At 69.7% G+C, this 15,953-nt stretch carries 12 protein-coding genes; 2 read left to right on the top strand and 10 right to left on the bottom strand.

Annotated features, from left to right (window positions below; all coding sequences use genetic code 11):
• Positions 1-160: 160 nt before the first annotated feature.
• The 3 genes from IG08_RS0142070 to IG08_RS0142060 are packed head-to-tail and all read right to left on the bottom strand — an operon-like array spanning position 161 to position 3,341.
• Positions 161-1,105, bottom strand: coding sequence for a carbohydrate ABC transporter permease (locus tag IG08_RS0142070; RefSeq protein ID WP_030616072.1), 945 nt, complete (start codon positions 1,103-1,105; stop codon positions 161-163).
• A complete protein-coding gene (locus IG08_RS0142065; protein WP_030616069.1) occupies positions 1,102-2,013 on the bottom strand; it encodes a carbohydrate ABC transporter permease in 912 nt (303 codons plus the stop codon). Before IG08_RS0142065 ends, IG08_RS0142070 begins: the two co-directional genes overlap by 4 nt.
• The gene (locus tag IG08_RS0142060; protein ID WP_030616067.1) at positions 2,010-3,341 is read right to left on the bottom strand and encodes an ABC transporter substrate-binding protein; all 1,332 of its coding nucleotides are present in this window, start codon (positions 3,339-3,341) and stop codon (positions 2,010-2,012) included. The genes IG08_RS0142065 and IG08_RS0142060 overlap by 4 nt, the downstream gene beginning before the upstream one ends.
• A 201-nt stretch (positions 3,342-3,542) precedes the next feature.
• On the opposite strand from IG08_RS0142060, the gene IG08_RS0142055 reads away from it, so the two are divergent.
• Positions 3,543-4,418 (top strand): fructosamine kinase family protein, encoded by an 876-nt coding sequence (locus IG08_RS0142055; protein ID WP_420823311.1) that lies wholly within the window; start codon positions 3,543-3,545, stop codon positions 4,416-4,418.
• A 116-nt stretch (positions 4,419-4,534) separates the two neighbouring features.
• Here the strand turns inward: IG08_RS0142055 and IG08_RS0142050 are convergent, their stop codons facing one another.
• Together IG08_RS0142050 and IG08_RS0142045 are read right to left on the bottom strand one after the other, a co-directional pair.
• The gene (locus IG08_RS0142050; RefSeq protein ID WP_030616060.1) at positions 4,535-6,706 is read right to left on the bottom strand and encodes a TerD family protein; all 2,172 of its coding nucleotides are present in this window, start codon (positions 6,704-6,706) and stop codon (positions 4,535-4,537) included.
• A 51-nt stretch (positions 6,707-6,757) separates the two neighbouring features.
• Positions 6,758-7,144, bottom strand: coding sequence for a DUF5997 family protein (locus IG08_RS0142045; protein ID WP_030616057.1), 387 nt, complete (start codon positions 7,142-7,144; stop codon positions 6,758-6,760).
• 58 nt (positions 7,145-7,202) lie between these two features.
• On the opposite strand from IG08_RS0142045, the gene IG08_RS0142040 reads away from it, so the two are divergent.
• Entirely contained in the window at positions 7,203-7,961 is a 759-nt protein-coding gene (locus IG08_RS0142040) for a LysR substrate-binding domain-containing protein (protein ID WP_030616054.1), read from the top strand.
• A gap of 10 nt (positions 7,962-7,971) precedes the next feature.
• On the opposite strand, the gene IG08_RS0142035 is transcribed toward IG08_RS0142040, so the two are convergent.
• From IG08_RS0142035 to glnA, 5 genes are all read right to left on the bottom strand, one after another.
• Positions 7,972-9,156, bottom strand: a complete 1,185-nt coding sequence (locus tag IG08_RS0142035; RefSeq protein WP_030616051.1) for a GDSL-type esterase/lipase family protein — start codon at positions 9,154-9,156, stop codon at positions 7,972-7,974.
• 16 nt (positions 9,157-9,172) lie between these two features.
• On the bottom strand, positions 9,173-9,751 hold the full coding sequence (locus IG08_RS0142030; protein ID WP_030616048.1) for a TetR/AcrR family transcriptional regulator: 579 nt from the start codon (positions 9,749-9,751) through the stop codon (positions 9,173-9,175).
• A gap of 118 nt (positions 9,752-9,869) precedes the next feature.
• Positions 9,870-12,674 (bottom strand): beta-L-arabinofuranosidase domain-containing protein, encoded by a 2,805-nt coding sequence (locus tag IG08_RS0142025; RefSeq protein WP_030616046.1) that lies wholly within the window; start codon positions 12,672-12,674, stop codon positions 9,870-9,872.
• A gap of 98 nt (positions 12,675-12,772) precedes the next feature.
• Positions 12,773-14,395, bottom strand: a complete 1,623-nt coding sequence (locus tag IG08_RS0142020; RefSeq protein ID WP_030616043.1) for a PQQ-binding-like beta-propeller repeat protein — start codon at positions 14,393-14,395, stop codon at positions 12,773-12,775.
• Positions 14,396-14,429: 34 nt separating this feature from the next.
• The gene (gene glnA / locus IG08_RS0142015) at positions 14,430-15,839 is read right to left on the bottom strand and encodes a type I glutamate--ammonia ligase (RefSeq protein ID WP_030616040.1); all 1,410 of its coding nucleotides are present in this window, start codon (positions 15,837-15,839) and stop codon (positions 14,430-14,432) included.
• Between the last annotated feature and the right edge of the window lie 114 nt (positions 15,840-15,953).

Raw genomic sequence — 15,953 nt, 5'->3', positions numbered from 1 at the left:
GGCCAGGCGGTAGTCGGACCTCTCATCAGCGTCTCCAACGGCGCCTCTCGGGCCCGGTGACACCACCCCCCAGGTCATTCGTTCGACAGGGGGGAACAGCCATGCCGGGCCCGGAGGCCAGCGGTCCTCTTGCAGGACCGCGGAAAACATAACGGGGGGGTCAGCCCTTGGTGGCCCCGGCGGCGATGCCGGTGACCAGCGAGCGCTGGAGGAGCAGATAGACGATCAGGCTGGGGACGAGGGCGATGACCGCACCGGCCAGCACCACCCCGGAGCCGACCTCGGGGTCGGTGCGCAGGATGGACAGGGCGACGGTGACCGTGTAGTCGGTGGGGTCCTTGGCGGCGATCAGGGGCAGCAGATACTGGTCCCAGATCATCACGAAGCCGAGCACGCCGGCCACGCCGAGCGCGGGCTTGCACAGCGGCAGGATGATCTGCCACAGCATGCGGAACTCGCCGACGCCGTCGAGGCGGGCGGCCTCCTCGATCTCGGTGGGGATGTCCTTCATGAACTCGGTCAGGAGCATCACGGAGAAGCCCCAGGCACCGAGCGGCAGGATCACGCCCCACGCCGTGCCCTTCAGGTCCACGCCGACCACCGGGACGTGGCCGAGGACCAGGGACAGCGGAATGGCGATGACCTCCTCGGGGAGCATCATCGTCAGCATGAACAGGGTCAGGATCAGTGCCTGGCCGCGGAAGCGGTGCCGGGCCAGCGCGTACGCGGCGAGCACGGATACCGCGAGCTGCAGCAGCAGCGCACCGCCCGCGATCACGAGCGAGTTGGTGAAGTAGTCCCAAATACCGCGCTCGCCCGCCACCTTGAAGTTCTGCAGCGTGCTGTCGTGCGGGAGGAAGGACAGCGAGGAGCCGCTGGCGTGCGGGGTGAAGGCGCCGGAGAGGATCGTCAGGAACGGCGCCGCGAAGATCCCGAGCGCTGTCGCGCACAGCAGGATCCGCAGGGCCCAGCTGACTCCGGGCCGGTCGCTCCAGCCGAGGGCCGTGTCGAAGCGGGCGGGTGTCGTACGGCCGGACTTGGGGGGCTTCCCCGTCACGGCGGCCGGTGCCGGTGTCCGGACCGGATCGATGGCAGGAGCGCTCATCGCGCGTCTCCCCTCGTGCGGAAGTAGTTGACCGTGACGGTCAGCAGCAGGGTCACGCAGAGCAGCACCACGGAGGCCGCGGAGGCGCCGCCTATGTCGTTGCGGGTGAAGCCGAGGGTGTAGGCGCGGGTCATCCAGACCTCGGTGGAGCCTGCCGGACCGCCGCCGGTGAGGACGTACACCTCGGTGAACACGCGCAGTCCGCGGATCGCTGCGAGGGTCAGGACGATGCCGAGCGCGGGCCGGATCGCGGGCAGCGTCACGTACCGAAGGCGCTGCCACAGCGAGACACCGTCCATCGCGGCGGCCTCGTACAACGTCCGGTCCACGCCCGCGAGTCCGGCGAGGATGATCACCATGTTGTACGGGGCGAGCATCCAGATGCTCATGACCATCGTCGCCCACAGTGCGGTGTTCGGGTTGTCGAGGAACGGCGTGGGCCCGATCCCGAGGAAGCTCAGGCCGTGGTTGATCAGACCGTCGGAGGTGGGGTAGTACAGCAGCCGCCACATCTCGCCGACGACGGCGGTCGCGGTGACGACCGGCAGGAAGACGGCCGCGCGGACTATCTTCAGCGAGCGGGTCTGGCCCTCGAGGAGCAGTGCCAGCACGAAGCCGACGACGATGCCGCCCAGCGACATGCCGATGCCGAGGAGGAGGGTGTGGCCGATCGCGTCCTGGAAGCGGTGGTCGGTCAGCACCCGGGTGTAGTTGTCGAGGCCGACCCACTTGTCGCCGAGGAAGGGCCGCACCTTGAAGAAGCTGAGCCAGACGCCCTTGCCCATCGGCAGGAACTTGAAGACGAGGGCCAGCAGCAGGCCGGGGGCGAGGAACACCCACGGCAGCACGGCCCTCTTGCTGAGGACCCGAGCTCTGCGCGCCCCGGGCGTGGTCACGGTAGCGGTCATTTCAACAGGTCCTGGTCCTTGAGGTCACCGGCGAGGGTGTCGTTGAGTTCCTTGAGGCTGGAGCTGACATCGCTGCCGCAGTAGGTGAAGATCGCGTTCAGCGCGTCGGCGGTGTCCTGCTTGATCGGGGCGAAGTCCGGGGCGTTGGGGAACTGCTCCGAGGTGTCCTCGTACGCCTTCTGTACGACGCTCCAGCGGGCGTCGTCGCGTACCTTGGCCGCGTCCAGCGTGGAGTTGACAGGGATGCGGACGACGGGCTGGTGACCGTCGACGCTGGTCATGGCGATCTTCTGGCCCCCGGCCGAGACGAGGAACGCGGCAAGTGCCTGCTCCTGCTTCGTCTTGCCGGTCCTGGCGCCGAAGTAGATGTTCTCGCCGTCGGCCAGCACGTCGGAGCCGGCCGGACCCGCGGGGGCCGGGACCACCTCGTACTTGTCCTTGCCGGGCGTCGCGTCGAAGGTGGTGATGTTGTACGGGCCGGTCATGTACATACCGGCGTTGCCGTCCTGGAAGTTGGTGGCGGTCGAGGTGACGGCCGTGATCGCGCCGGGCTGAAGGACGTTCTTCTTGCCGCAGAAGAGGTTGTTCTTCATCCAGGTGACGGTGTTCACGGCGGCCGCGGAGTCCATGGTGGGCCGGTAGCCGTCGCCGTCCTTCTCGATGATCTTCGCGCCGCCCTGCCACAGGAAGCTGGCGCCCCACCAGGCGGCGTAGCCGTTCTGGGCGCTGCCGGGCGCGACGATGCCGTAGGTGTCGGCCTTGCCGTCGCCGTCCGGGTCCTCGGTGGCGAAGGCCTGGGCGACGGTGAGCATCTCCTGCCAGGTCGTGGGCGCCTTGAGGCCGAGCTTCTTGAGCCAGTCCTTGCGGATCATCAGGGTCTGGGCCTGGCGGGAGTACGGGATGCCGTAGTGCTTGCCGTCGATGCCGACCGTGGTGGACCAGGTCTTGTCGGTGATCCGGTCGCTGCCCGTGATCGAGTCGGCGGCGATGGGCTTGAGCAGTCCCTGGCTCTGGTAACTGCCCATCAGCGCAGTGTCGTTGATCATCACGTCGGGCAGGTCCTTGGTGGACGCCCGGCTCTGGAGCTGCTGGTCGAAGTTGATGACCGGCTGGTAGTCGATCTTTATGCCGGTCTTCTTGGTGAAGGCGGCGAAGACGCGGTCGTAGGTGGCGGCGGAGTCCGGATTGCTCCGGGTCCACACCTCGAGGGTGTTCGGGTCACCGCCACCGGCGCTGTCGGAACCGGAGCCACAGGCGGCCGCTCCGAACATCAGTCCCGCGACGGTGGCCACGGCAGTCAGGCGGCGACGTCGTCGGCGATCGCCCATGGGCACTCTCCGTTCATATCCGTGAACGAGCTTCACGAATCTAAATGATCGCCCAAGCTACGAATCGTTTCATCCGTATGTCAAGACATGGCCGGTAGATTTCACCGAGGCTATGCCGAGCACTCCGACACCGTTGTTGCGCTCTGAGGGTCGGCCAGGCCACGGTGACTACCGAGAACCACTGCGGAGGGACGCGAGCAAGTGCCGATCACGAAAACCCCAGGTGAGGGACCGGGCGCCGCAGCGGCGCGGTTCACCGGCCGCCCGGCGTCCGGGGAACGCCGCCTGTCCGCCGCCCTCACCGAAGTCACCCTCGACGGCGGACAGTCGGTGATGGTCAAGCGCGGCAATGAGCCCGGTGAGGTACTGGCCGAAGTGGCGGGGCTGCGCTGGCTGGCCGACTCCGGTGCTGTCCGCGTCCCGGCCGTGCGCGGCCACGACTCACACTGGCTGGTGACCGACCTGATCCTGCGGGGGCGGCCCAACAGCGATGCTGCGGCCGACCTCGGCCGGGCCCTCGCCGGGCTGCACGCCGCCGATGCGCCCGCCTTCGGCGCCCCGCCGCCCGACGGCCTTCGGGACGCGTACATCGGGCGCGCACCCATGCGGAACGTCCACGGTGGTGACTGGCCCGAGTGGTATGCCGAGCACCGCGTGCTGGCGTACGTGCGCCTCGCGGTGAACGAGGGGACGGTCGTCCCCGCCGAGGCGGCCGTTTTCGAGCGCGTCTGCGAGCGGCTGCCCGACCTGGCCGGCCCCGCCGAGCCGCCCGCCCGACTGCACGGGGACCTGTGGAACGGCAACGTGACGTGGGGCGCCGACGGCCGCCCCTGGCTCATCGACCCGGCCGCGCACGGCGGCCACCGCGAGACCGACCTCGCGATGCTCCACCTCTTCGGCTGCCCCTACCTGGACGAGGTGCTGCACGGCTACGAACAGGTCGCTCCGCTCGCCGACGGCTGGGAGGACCGGATCGGACTGCACCAGCTCTTCCCGCTGCTGGTCCACGCGGTGCTGTTCGGCCGCGGGTACGCGGTACAGGCGCTGGATGTGGCTCGGGCGGCGCTCACTCGGTGAGCGCCGCCCGGTGCGACGTAGAGGGCGAGGAAAGCGAAGGGACTGGATTTGAAGCCGCTTCCGCGGTGCATGAGAAGGAAGCCCCTTCATGGCCTCGCCACGAGCAACGGTAACAGTCAGCCCGGGATCAAGTCGCGCAGGTTTTCCGGGGTGATGACCCGGGAGTCCGGGTGCAGCCCCTCGGGACGCTCCAGGCCGATGTAGGTGACGGGCACGTCGGGGACCGTCTCGCCGTCCCACGGCGTCACCGTCGCACCGGCGTCGGCCATCAGGCCGGTGAGATACCGGACGTCGAGCTGCTCACGCTCGACGATCCCGCGCACCAGCGTCGCGACCGTCACCCGGTTGCCCTCGACCTGGTTCTGCGACGGATGGCCCTTCAGGTACAGGTGCAGCCACTTGGCGTGCCAGCTCCCGTCCTCCGCGCGCCGGAACGCCAGCGGCAGCGCCACCCGGCCCGGACCGCGCAGCTCCGACTTCATCCGCACCGTACGCGGCTCGAAGGGACGGCCCTGCTGCTCGGCCTCGCGCAGCATGAACCCGAAGAACGACTCCGCGGTCTCCTGGAAGCCCTCCCCGGAGTAGATGTTCACCTGCGGAACGATGAACGTGCCGCGTACCGCTCCGAGGCGCAGGTTGATGAACTCCGAGGCGCCGTCGGGTGCGTCGGTGATGTCGCCCGAGTGCTCGCCCTCGACGTCCTTCAGATTCGTGTACGACAGCCAGGACACCGTCGCGTACTTGGCATCCAGCAGTAGCGCCGACAGGTCGTAGTCGGTGGTGTGGGCCGTCTGCTTCCAGTACACGAAGAACCGCAGCAGCTCGCCGTCGACCGGCGAGACGGAACCGCGGGGCAGCACACCGAGCCCGGCCGCGGTCGCCCGGCCGCTGAGCGGAAGCGCCACGTCGAGGACGTCGGGGTCCACCAACAGCCGCTCCACGACCGGGAGCCGGCGCCTGATATCGGCGTCGAACGCGGCGATCAGGCGCTTGCGCTCCGTGGGCGGGACGGGCGGGCGCGTGTCGTCGGTGACGTGGGCGCGGCCGAGGCGGTTGACGAACACGCGGCGCCGCCCGGTCTCCTCGGCGCGGTTGTGGAGGTGTTCGCGGACCGACAGGACGACCCTGCCGGACACGTCGGGGGCGACCTCCTCGGCGGCGGCCACGACGCCGTCCCGCTCCTCCTGGGTGGGCGCTGTGCGCAGCAGCCGGTCCAGCGAGCGGAACAGCTTGCCCGGCGCGGACTTCAGCAGCTCCACCGCGCGGGTGAGGTCGTTCGCGCCGAGCAGTACCTCGACCCGGCCGTCGAAGGTGCGCGCCTGCTTCTCGCCCCGGGCGACGGCGAACACGTCGGCGGCGTGCGGCCACCGCGGGTACTCGTGCGGGTGGAGGCGCTCGCCCAGACGCTTGAAGGGCTCGCGGTGCGTGGTGACGTCGGCGAGCTTGGCCGGGGCCGCCGCGACGACGGAGTCCAGCCCCGCCAGCAGGGCACGGCGGACCGGCCGCGACAGCGCCCGGAACCGGGTCGGCTCCTGGAGGGTCACGTCCCCGCCGGACAGCGCACAGGCCAGCCGCAGCACATCGGTCACGGTGTCCAGGAGGAGGCTCGCGCCGGACTTCAGCCGGGCCTCGTTGACGACCGCGCGGTTCTCCCGCACCGGGATCGCCTCGGGCTGAGGACCGTCCGCGCAGTACCCGGCGAGGACCTTCAGATCACCCAGGTGCTCCTCGCCCAGCGGAGTGGTGCTGCCGGCCAGCGCCAGGTAGAGGGCCGTGACCTCGCCCTCCACATCGCCGGCCAGGTGCAGGACCGTCAGCCGGTCGCCCGCCGCGGCCGTCAGCTCGTCATGGGCGGCGAGCATCTCGGCGTACGTGTGCCGGTAGTTGCCGTAGGACGGAAGCGTGAGCAGGTCGACCACACCGCTCCGCAGCTGGGCGATCGTCCCCGCGCGCGCCTTGTCGTCCTCCAGCGCCTCGGCGATGCAGCGCATCCAGAAGTCGAACGTGTCGGGCACGTTGGCCGGGAAGTCGATGAAGTAGACGTTGTGCCGCACATGGTCGCCGACCATCGCGCGGACGGTGCCCAGCGTGCGCACAGCGGTGTCGACGACCGTGCCCTCGGCCAGCCCCGACAGATGTTCCAGCGCCTGGGCCGAGAGCTTGAAGCCCACGGACATCAGCACGGCGTCGAACTGCCGCGCAGCGACATCGCCCGCCCCGGCGGGTCCCGCGGGGGCGGGGATTCGGTGGGTGTGCCGGACGATCAGGGGTTCGAGACGGTGGACCATTCCGGCATGGTCGCAGAACCGTTCGAACCGGCGCACCGGAGTTTTCGGGGGTCAGGAACCCTCGCGGTCGGCCTTCTTCTCCTTGATGCGCACCGCTTCCTTGCGGACCTCGGCCTGCGTGGCGCGCTCCTTCTCCAGCCACTCGGGCTTGTCCTGCCTCAGCGCCTCGATCTGCTCGGTGGTGAGCGCTTCGGTGACCCCGCCGCGTGCGAGACCCGCGATGGAGATGCCCAGCCTCGCCGCGACCACCGGGCGGGGGTGCGGGCCGCTGCTGCGCAGCTCCTGCAGCCACTGCGGAGGATTCGCCTGCAGCTCGTTGAGCTCGGCGCGCGAGACCACGCCCTCCTGGAACTCAGCGGGGGTGGCCGGGAGGTACACACCCAGCTTCTTCGCCGCGGTCGCGGGCTTCATCGTCTGGGTGGTCTGCTGCGACTTCATGGAGTCAAGACTAAAGGCCACGGACGAGACCTCCGACCACAGCGGATAACCTTGCGGAGTGACAGACTCGCCAGAATCCCCCTCCTTCCGGCTCGCGTACGTCCCCGGGGTGACGCCCGCCAAGTGGGTGCGGATCTGGAACGAACGCCTGCCCGACGTCCCGCTGACCCTCCTCCAGGTCACGCCCACCGAGGCATCCGATGTGTTGCGCGACGGCGCTGCCGACGCGGGCTTCGTACGGCTGCCGGTCGACCGTACGGTGTTCAGCGCGATCCCCCTCTACACCGAGACGACCGTGGTCGTGGTCCCCAAGGACCACGTCGTGACGGCGGCGGAGGAGGTGACCCTCGACGACCTGGCCGACGAGGTCGTCTTCCACCCCCTCGACGACGTCCTCGGCTGGGAGCGGCCCCCGGGACAGCCCGCTCTCGAGCGCCCCGCCACCACCGAGGACGCGATCGAACTCGTGGCGGCGGGCGTGGGCGTCCTGGTGGTGCCCCAGTCGCTGGCCCGTCTGCACCACCGGAAGGACCTCACGTACCGTCCGGTCGTCGACGCCCCCCAGTCCGGCGTGGCGCTGTCGTGGTGTGAGGACGCGACCACCGAGCTGGTCGAGGACTTCATCGGGATCGTCCGCGGGCGGACGGTCAACAGCACGCGCGGGCGTGCTCAGCCCGAGGGGGAGCGCAAGCAGAAGGCCGAGAAGAGCGGCGGGCGCAAGCCGGCCGTCGGCAGATCGACCGGCTCCCGGAGCGGTTCGGGAAGCCCCAAGGGTTCAGGTGCCAGGCGGGGCGGCAAGCCTCGCCGTCGTTCGTAGTACCCGGCTTTCAGACGCCGCCGTCCACGAAGACGCCGTCGGCACCGAAGGCGGCTTCCGCGAAGCGCTCGCCGATACGGCGGTGGGTGGCGGCGTCCGGATGCAGGTCGTCCGGCAGGGGCAGCTCGGCGGAGTCGGTCTCGCCGTACAGGTCGCGGCCGTCGAGGTGGTGCAGGTTCGGGTCCTCGGCCGCCCGCTGCTCCACGATCCGGGCGAGCTCGTCGCGGATGACCCGCAGGGTCAGTTTGCCGCTCGCCCGTTCCGCCGGGTCGCCCATGGCCACGAACCGCAGCCGCCCCTCGCTGAGGTTGGCGAAGTCCGGGGCGCTCGGGCCGGGGGTGTCCTCGTGGATCGGGCACAGGAGGGGCGAGACGACCAGCAACGGCGTGGTGGGGTGGCCCTCGCGGATCGTGTCGAGGAAACCGTGGACCGCGGGGCCGAAGGCACGCAGTCGCATCAGGTCGGCGTTGACCAGGTTGATGCCGATCTTGACGCTGATCAGGTCGGCGGGGGTGTCGCGCAGGGCACGGGCGGTGAACGGGTCGAGCAGGGCGCTGCCGCCCAGGCCCAGGTTGATCAGCTCCACATCGCCGAGCGAGGCGGCCAGCGCGGGCCAGGTGGTGGTGGGACTCGCGGCGTCGGAGCCGTGGCTGATGGAGCTGCCGTGGTGCAGCCACACCCGGCGGCCGCTGTCCGGTGCGGGCTCGACGGGGGCGTCGGTGCGCAGCGCGACGAGTTCCGTCGTCTCGTTGTGCGGCAGCCAGATCTCGACGTCCTTGACGCCGTCGGGCAGGTCGTCGAAGCGGAGGGTGCCGGGCGGGCCGGACTGTATCTCGGCGGTCCCGGTGGTCATGTCGATGGTGAGGGTGTTGCCGCCCTTCACGACGCCCTGACCGGCCCGGCGGCCGTCGACGAGCAGGTCGTACACGCCGTCCGGACGGAACGGAGCGCCCACGTAGACCCGCTTGGTGGGCCGGCTGTCCAGTTCGAGCGCGGTGGCCCGGGTGCGGAAGACCAGTCGTACGCCGGAGGGCTGGGACTCGGCCATGGCCAGCTGCCCGTCGGCGCACTGGGCGCGGGCCTTGGCCGGCAGCCGGTGCGGCAGCACGCCGTGCTCGGTGCGCTCCAGGTCGAGGGCGCCGCGCAGGAGGTCCGCGGTGATGGGCGTGGTGATCCAGTCGTGCTCGGTGTGCATGTCCTCAGCCTGTCGATCAAGGGGTGGGAGGGGCGGGCCAGTTGCGCAGGAGGGCGTCGAGGGCGTCGAGGATCCTGGTCCAGGTCTCTTCCGAGTCGGGGGCGCTGTGGCTGAAGCCGCCTGCCGTCTCCAGGCTGACGTAGCCGTGGAAGACGCTGCCCAGCAGTCGGACGGCATGCGTCTGGTCCGGCTCCGCGAGGTCGTAGCCGCGCAGGATCGCCCGCGTCATCTGGGCGTGCCGGACACCTGCACTGGCGGCGGCCGTCTCGGGGTCGAGCCTCAGCCGCGCGGCGGCGGCGCGGCCGGGGTGCTCGCGGCCGTAGTCGCGGTAGGCATGCGCGAAGGCGGTCAGGGCGTCCTTGCCGGCGCGGCCGGCCACCGCGTCGGCGGCCCGGTCGGCGAGCTCCGCCAAGGCGAACAGGGCGATCCGGGTCTTGAGGTCCTGGGAGTTCTTCACGTGCGAGTACAGGCTCGCGACCTTGACGTCGAACCGCCGGGCGAGCTCCGAGGCGGTCACCTGCTCGAAGCCGATCTCGTCGGCCAGCTCCGCACCCGCCCTGACCAGGCGTTCCGTGGTGAGCCCTACGCGTGCCATAACCGTCCTCCTGTATGCCAGAGACGATTATGCATTTGCCTAAAGCGTTTAGGCAAATGGGTCATCACGTATGGCAAAGGGCGCCCGAAGCCTCGGGCGCCCTCAGGTAGTGCGCGGGTCAGGGCGCGTACGTCGCCTTCTCCGCGGTGCTCACCACCGTCTGTCCGTCGGACTGTCCGAGCAGCCCCGCCGCCACCCAGGCGCTCACCGTCGACCGCGCGCGCGAGACCAGCGCGCGCTTGCTGCCGAACGGGGCACCGGCCCAGATCTCGTCGAGCAGGCTGGTCCCGTCGGCCTTCACCGGGTTGGCCACGCCGGAGTCGGTGGTGCCGAAGACCACGCGCGGTTCGGAGCGCCGGAAGTAGGCGTGGGTCGGGTCCTCGGTCCCTTCGGAGAACGGGGCGAACTCGGTGCCGTCCAGGGTGAAGTGGAGCGGCTTGCCGCTCACCGGGGTGAGGGAGGGCAGCAGGTCGCCGGAGAGCCCGGCGTTGCGGTACAGCCCGAACGGCAGGTAGCTCGTCGCGGAGTTGCGCCCGACCAGGTTGACCGGCCCGTAGAACAGGGTCTGCAGGGACGGGTCGTCGAGGGCCTTCTCCACCCGGAGCCGGAAGGGGATGCTCACCCGCACGGTGTCCCCGGCGCGCCACCTCCGGGACACGCCGAAGTAGCTCCCCGGCGTTGGACTCCCGGACACCGCACGGCCGTTGACCGTCACCCGGAAACCGACGGTCGCCCAGGACGGCACCCGCAGCCGCAGCTCGAAGGCCGCGCTGCCGCCTCCGACGGTGAGCGTGGTCCCCTGCTCCCGCGGATAGCCGGTCTTCTGAGTGACCGTCACACCCTTTTCGGACCAGTCCAGTTGGGACGGGCTGTACAGGTTGACGTACAGCGCGCTGCCGTCGGCCGCCTTGAAGTACACCGAGTCCTGGTACTTCGTGGCGCTCTCCATACCGGTGCCTTCGCAGCAGGTCGTGCCCTGCTTCGGCGTGTAGTCGCGCACATGGCCGGGCGTCAGACCGATGAAGTACGTGACGAGCGGCTTCTCCGCGTCCGCCTTGTCCTGCTTGGAGCCGAGCACCTGGTTGTACAGGGCCCGCTCGTAGTAGTCCATGTACTTCGGGGCCTGCTCGTGGAAGAACAGGGTCCGGCTCAGCTTCAGCATGTTGTACGCGCAGCACGTCTCGGCCGTGGTGTCGCTGATCGTGCCGGCGATCACTCCGGAGGCCTTCCAGAACTCGGTGGTGCTGGTACCGCCGATGCCGTACATGCGCCCCGGTACGACCATGCCCCAGAAGTTCTTCGCCGCGGTGAGGTAACGCTCCTCGCCCGTCGCGTCGTACAGCCGCACCAGCCCGGTGAAGATCGGGATGTGCTGGTTGGCGTGCAGTCCGTCGAGGGTGTCGGTGTTCGCGGCGCACGCGTCGATGAGCTTGTCGAGGTCGAACAGCTTGGCCAGTGCCAGGTGTTCGGCCTTGCCGGTGAGTGCGTGCAGGTCGACGATCGCCTCGACGATGCCGCCGAACTCGCCGCTGGAGAAGATGCCCCACATCCGCTGAAGGGTGGCGTCGGGCAGCTTGGACAGCCGGGAGTACATCCAGTCGCCCATGCCGGACGCGAGATCGAGTGCCCGTGCGTCGTCGGTGGCGGAGTACGCGTCCAGCAGGCCCCTGAGGATCTTGTGCGCGGTGTAGTAGGGCGCCCACACCTTGGTGTAGTCGGGGCTGGTCCTCGACTCCAGGTCGATGAACTGCGTCTCCGGGTACGCCGCCAGGAACCCGGGGTGGCTGGGCGCGCCCCAGGTGCGGCGCAGGGTGGCGGTCAGGTCGCGGCCGGAGGCGTCAGCGAAGGTGCTGCCGGTGGTCTCGTCGAAGGCGTACGAGGCGAGGTCACCGCGGCCCGTGGAGGCGTCGGCGGCGCGGGCTCCCTGCAACTCGGTGACCTCGGCGCCGGTCAGGGCGCGCGAGAAGACGTTGAACTCGTCGTAGGCGCCCGCGAAGACGGGGTCGCCGGAGTAGTTCGAGCGCCCCAGCCAGTTGTTGGTGAGGGTGCCGAGGGTGGCCGGGGTGAGCGACATCGACGTGTTCTGCGCCACGGCCGTGCCGTTGACGTAGAGCGTGCCGGTGCCGCCCGCGAGTGTCACGGCCAGGTGGCTCCACTCGTTCAGCGGCAGCGCGGCCGTGCCGTTGAGGCCCTGCTCGCCTCCCGCCCCGCTCGTCGTGATGGCGAAGCGCGGCACACCGCTCGCGTTGCGCGCGGCCAGGTACAGATAGCGCGTCGTGTCGTTGCCGAAGTCGAAGACCCGGGTCCAGTTGGCGTCGTGGGTGGGCTTCACCCAGGCGGACAGGGTGATCGCCGAGGTGCCGCCGAGGGCTGCGGCGGGGAGGTCGACGTACTGGTAGGAGCCGCGGACGTTCTCGGCGGCGGTGCCGAACTTCCCGGTGACCGTCAGAACCGCAGGGTCCTTGCGCAGCGCCTCGCGCACCTCGGTCAGCGCCTCGATCACCGTGTGGGTCTTGTCGACGAACACCTGCTCGCCCGTGCCGGCGTAGGCCTGGGACAGCATGGTCAGGAAGTGCCCGGTGTAGTGGCCGCGCAGGTTGCCGTTGGCCTCCCCGTCCAGCCCTTCCCACCCGCCGGGCGCGACCGCGCCGCCGGTGGACAGGCCGGCGTTGGCGCGGAAGACCTGCAGCAGCCGGTTCACGTCGTAGCCGCGGGCGTGGTCGAGCATGAGTTTCCGCTTGTCGGCGAAGAGGCCCGCGCCGAGCGCGACCTCGTCGAGAGCGAAGGGCTGGACGGTCCACACGGGCGGTGCCTCCGGAGCTGCAGCGACGGCCCGGCCGGTCGTCGCGAACGAGATCGCGGGCGCGGCGGCGGCGAGCGCTGCGGCCTGGAGGAGGTTTCGTCTGGAGAGGGGCGGGGCCATGTGTGCTCCTCTATCGGTGTTCGCTATATCGAACGCCATTCGAATGGTCGACCAGACGATAGGGAGGACACGGGTGAGGGTCAACGGGTCTGGAGCGTTCAGTTCCGGCCGTTCGTCCATTGAGCCACCAGGCAGTCGAGAATGCGTCCGTCCGCGGTGCCGATCAGTAGCCGGTCGGGGCCGGTGAGGGCGAGCGACAGCGGTACGACGGGTTGGCCGCCGACCTCCAGGTGCTGCCGCCGCAGGACGGTTCCGTCGCAGGTGCGCAGGGCGACCAGCTCGCCGGAGTTGAACGCGACGTAGACCGTGTCCGCGTTCCCGTCCAGGGCGGTTGCGGGGAAGTCGGCGGTGAACTGCCAGCGGACGGCTCCGTCCTCAAGACTCCGTCGTACGACGAAGGCGTTGCCGGGCAGCAGGCCCGCACCGTCGTGCACGGTTCCCGCGTGCACCAGGTCACCGTCCTGTGCGATGCCCGGGCCGCCGAAGAGGTGCCTGGCGTGCGGGGGCTCCCAGTCGAGGGGGAACAGTTTCCGCACCGTGGGCGCCTCGTCCGGATCGACCGCGACCACCCACTTCTTTCGCCACGGCTCGCTCTTCTCTCCCCGGAGGAAGAGCAGTTGACCGCTGCGGCGGACCGGAAAGAAGTGGTTGAAGAGGTCGAAGCGGCGGAGCGGCACACTCGCCTCCGGAGCCTCTCCGGCGGGAGGGACCAGTGCTGTCGGTTCCTGCTGCCGTTCCAGGTCCGTCGAGCGGAGCGCCAGCCAGCCGTCGTCACGCGTGGTGAACACGACGCGAGAGCCGACAGGGAGGGAGCCGAGCACCTTCCCGTCCGCCAGGGAGATCCGGGCGACGAGAGGCGGCTCGGTGACCCACTCCCGTCCCACCCGGCGCACCCGCCGCCGCTCCACATTGACCCAGGCGTCGAGCTCACCGTCCCGGACCACGAGTTGCCGTCCGCCTTCGTCGTCCGGCACACACCAGTCCAGCTGCCCGTCGGGCCGCCATGCCTCGGCCAGCACTCCCTCCAGACAGGCGAGCACACGCCCGTCCGTGAGGCCGTGGAGGTCCCAGACCTGCCGGCGCGGCTCCCACCACGGCTCCCCGCACAGAGCGCCCAGTCGCGCGACGGCCTCCTGCTCGTGCGCGGACCGGTCGAACTCGATCCACTCCCCGGTCAGTTCCTCGTGCTGTACCGAGCTCTGGGCGACGGCACCCCAGTCGGACCGCTCGATCACCATGTCGAACCCGTGCGAGTGGGCCTCGTCGAAGTCGTAGTCGTCGGGCGGAGCCAGCACGAACCGCAATGCCTGATCACTCGCCCACTCGACCTGCAACACCTCACGCGGCTCGGCCAGCACCGAGGCGGATCGCCCGGACTCCAGGTCGAGCAGCACCAACTCGCCCTCGAAGAAGTAGCCCCCGTCGTACGACCCGGTGCCGACGGCCACGACCGGCAGCGTCGGATGAAAGGCAAGGCAATTCACGGGCCAGCGGGACCCCACGACCCACCGGCAGCGCAGATCGCCCGAGTCGTAGACACCCACCCGGTACCGCTGCCACCGGTCCTGGGCGGTCCCACCCCCGGACCATTGCAGATACCCCAGATCGCCGCCCACGACGACGACCCCCCGCTCCTCACCGTCCGCCACCACCAAAGGCATCCCGATCTCGGCGAAGGGACGGTCGCCGAGCACACGGCGAACGGTCAGCGAGGCAGACATGCAGGCGGCGCTCCTTGGTGGGGGAGCACCATCCTCACACGTCGAAATACAGCTCGAACTCGTGCGGATGCGGCCGCAGCTGCAGCGGAGCGATCTCGTTCGTGCGCTTGAGGTCGATCCACGTCTCGATCAGGTCCGCGGTGAACACGTCGCCCTGGAGCAGGTACTCGTGGTCGGCCTCCAGGGCGTCCAGGACGGCGGGGAGGTCGGTGGGGACCTGGGGGACGCTCGCGTGTTCCTCGGGGGCGAGTTCGTAGAGGTCTTTGTCGACCGGCTCGGCGGGCTCCGTCTTGTTCTTGATGCCGTCCAGGCCCGCGAGCAGCATGGCCGAGAAGGCCAGGTACGGGTTGCAGGACGGGTCGGGGGCGCGGAACTCCAGGCGTTTGGCAGCGGGGTTGGTGCCAGTGATCGGGATGCGGATGCAGGCGGAGCGGTTGCGCTGGGAGTAGACCAGGTTGACCGGGGCCTCGAAGCCGGGGACCAGACGGTGGTACGAGTTCACCGTCGGGTTGGTGAACGCCAGCAGCGACGGGGCGTGCCGGAGCAGGCCGCCGATGTAGTGGCGAGCGGTGTCCGACAGGCCCGCGTAGCCCTCCTCGTCGTAGAAGAGCGGGCTGCCGCCCTGCCACAGCGACTGGTGGCAGTGCATGCCGGAGCCGTTGTCGCCGAAGATCGGCTTGGGCATGAAGGTCGCTGTCTTGCCATTGCGCCAGGCCACGTTCTTGACGATGTACTTGTACAGCTGCAGGTCGTCGGCGGCGTGCAGCAGGGTGCTGAACCTGTAGTTGATCTCGGCCTGCCCGGCGGTGCCGACCTCGTGGTGCTGCTTCTCCACCAGGATGTTGACCTTGATGAGTTCGAGCGTCATCTCGGCACGCAGGTCGGCGAAGTGGTCCACCGGCGGAGTCGGGAAGTAACCGCCCTTGTAGCGGACCTTGTAGCCGCGGTTGTCCTCCAGCGCACCGGTGTTCCAGGCGCCCGCCTCGGAGTCGATGTGGTAGAACGCCTCGTTCTGCGAGGTCTTGAAGCGCGCGCTGTCGAAGACGTAGAACTCCGCCTCCGGGCCGAAGTACGCCGCGTCCGCGATCCCCGTCGAGGCCAGGTAGGTCTCCGCCTTCTTCGCCACGTTGCGCGGGTCGCGGCTGTACTGCTCGCCGGTCACCGGGTCGTGGATGAAGAAGTTGACGATCAGCGTCGTGTCCTTGCGGAACGGGTCGAGGCGGGCCGTCGACAGGTCGGCGCGCAGGGCCATGTCGGACTCGTGGATGGCCTGGAAGCCGCGGATCGACGAACCGTCGAAGGCGAGTTCGCCGTCGGGGTCGAAGATCTCCACCGGGACGGTGAAGTGCTGCATGATGCCGGGCACGTCACAGAAGCGCACATCGACGAACTTGACGTCCACGTCCCTGATGAACTTCCTGGCTTCCTCGGCGTTCCGGAACATGCGACTCACCCTTCGCGGCAGATACGGCGGGGTGCCCTGGTGCGCACTGTAGGCACGGGCGGGTATGAGCGGAAGGCGCGGTGTCAGGGCCCGTTCGGCGTCCCCGGTGGCAGA

Source organism: Streptomyces fulvoviolaceus, from assembly GCF_000718165.1.
Classification (GTDB): Bacteria; Actinomycetota; Actinomycetes; order Streptomycetales; family Streptomycetaceae; genus Streptomyces; species Streptomyces fulvoviolaceus.
Note: the sequence above shows the minus strand (reverse complement) of the source record. Positions and strands in the feature narration are given on the sequence as shown.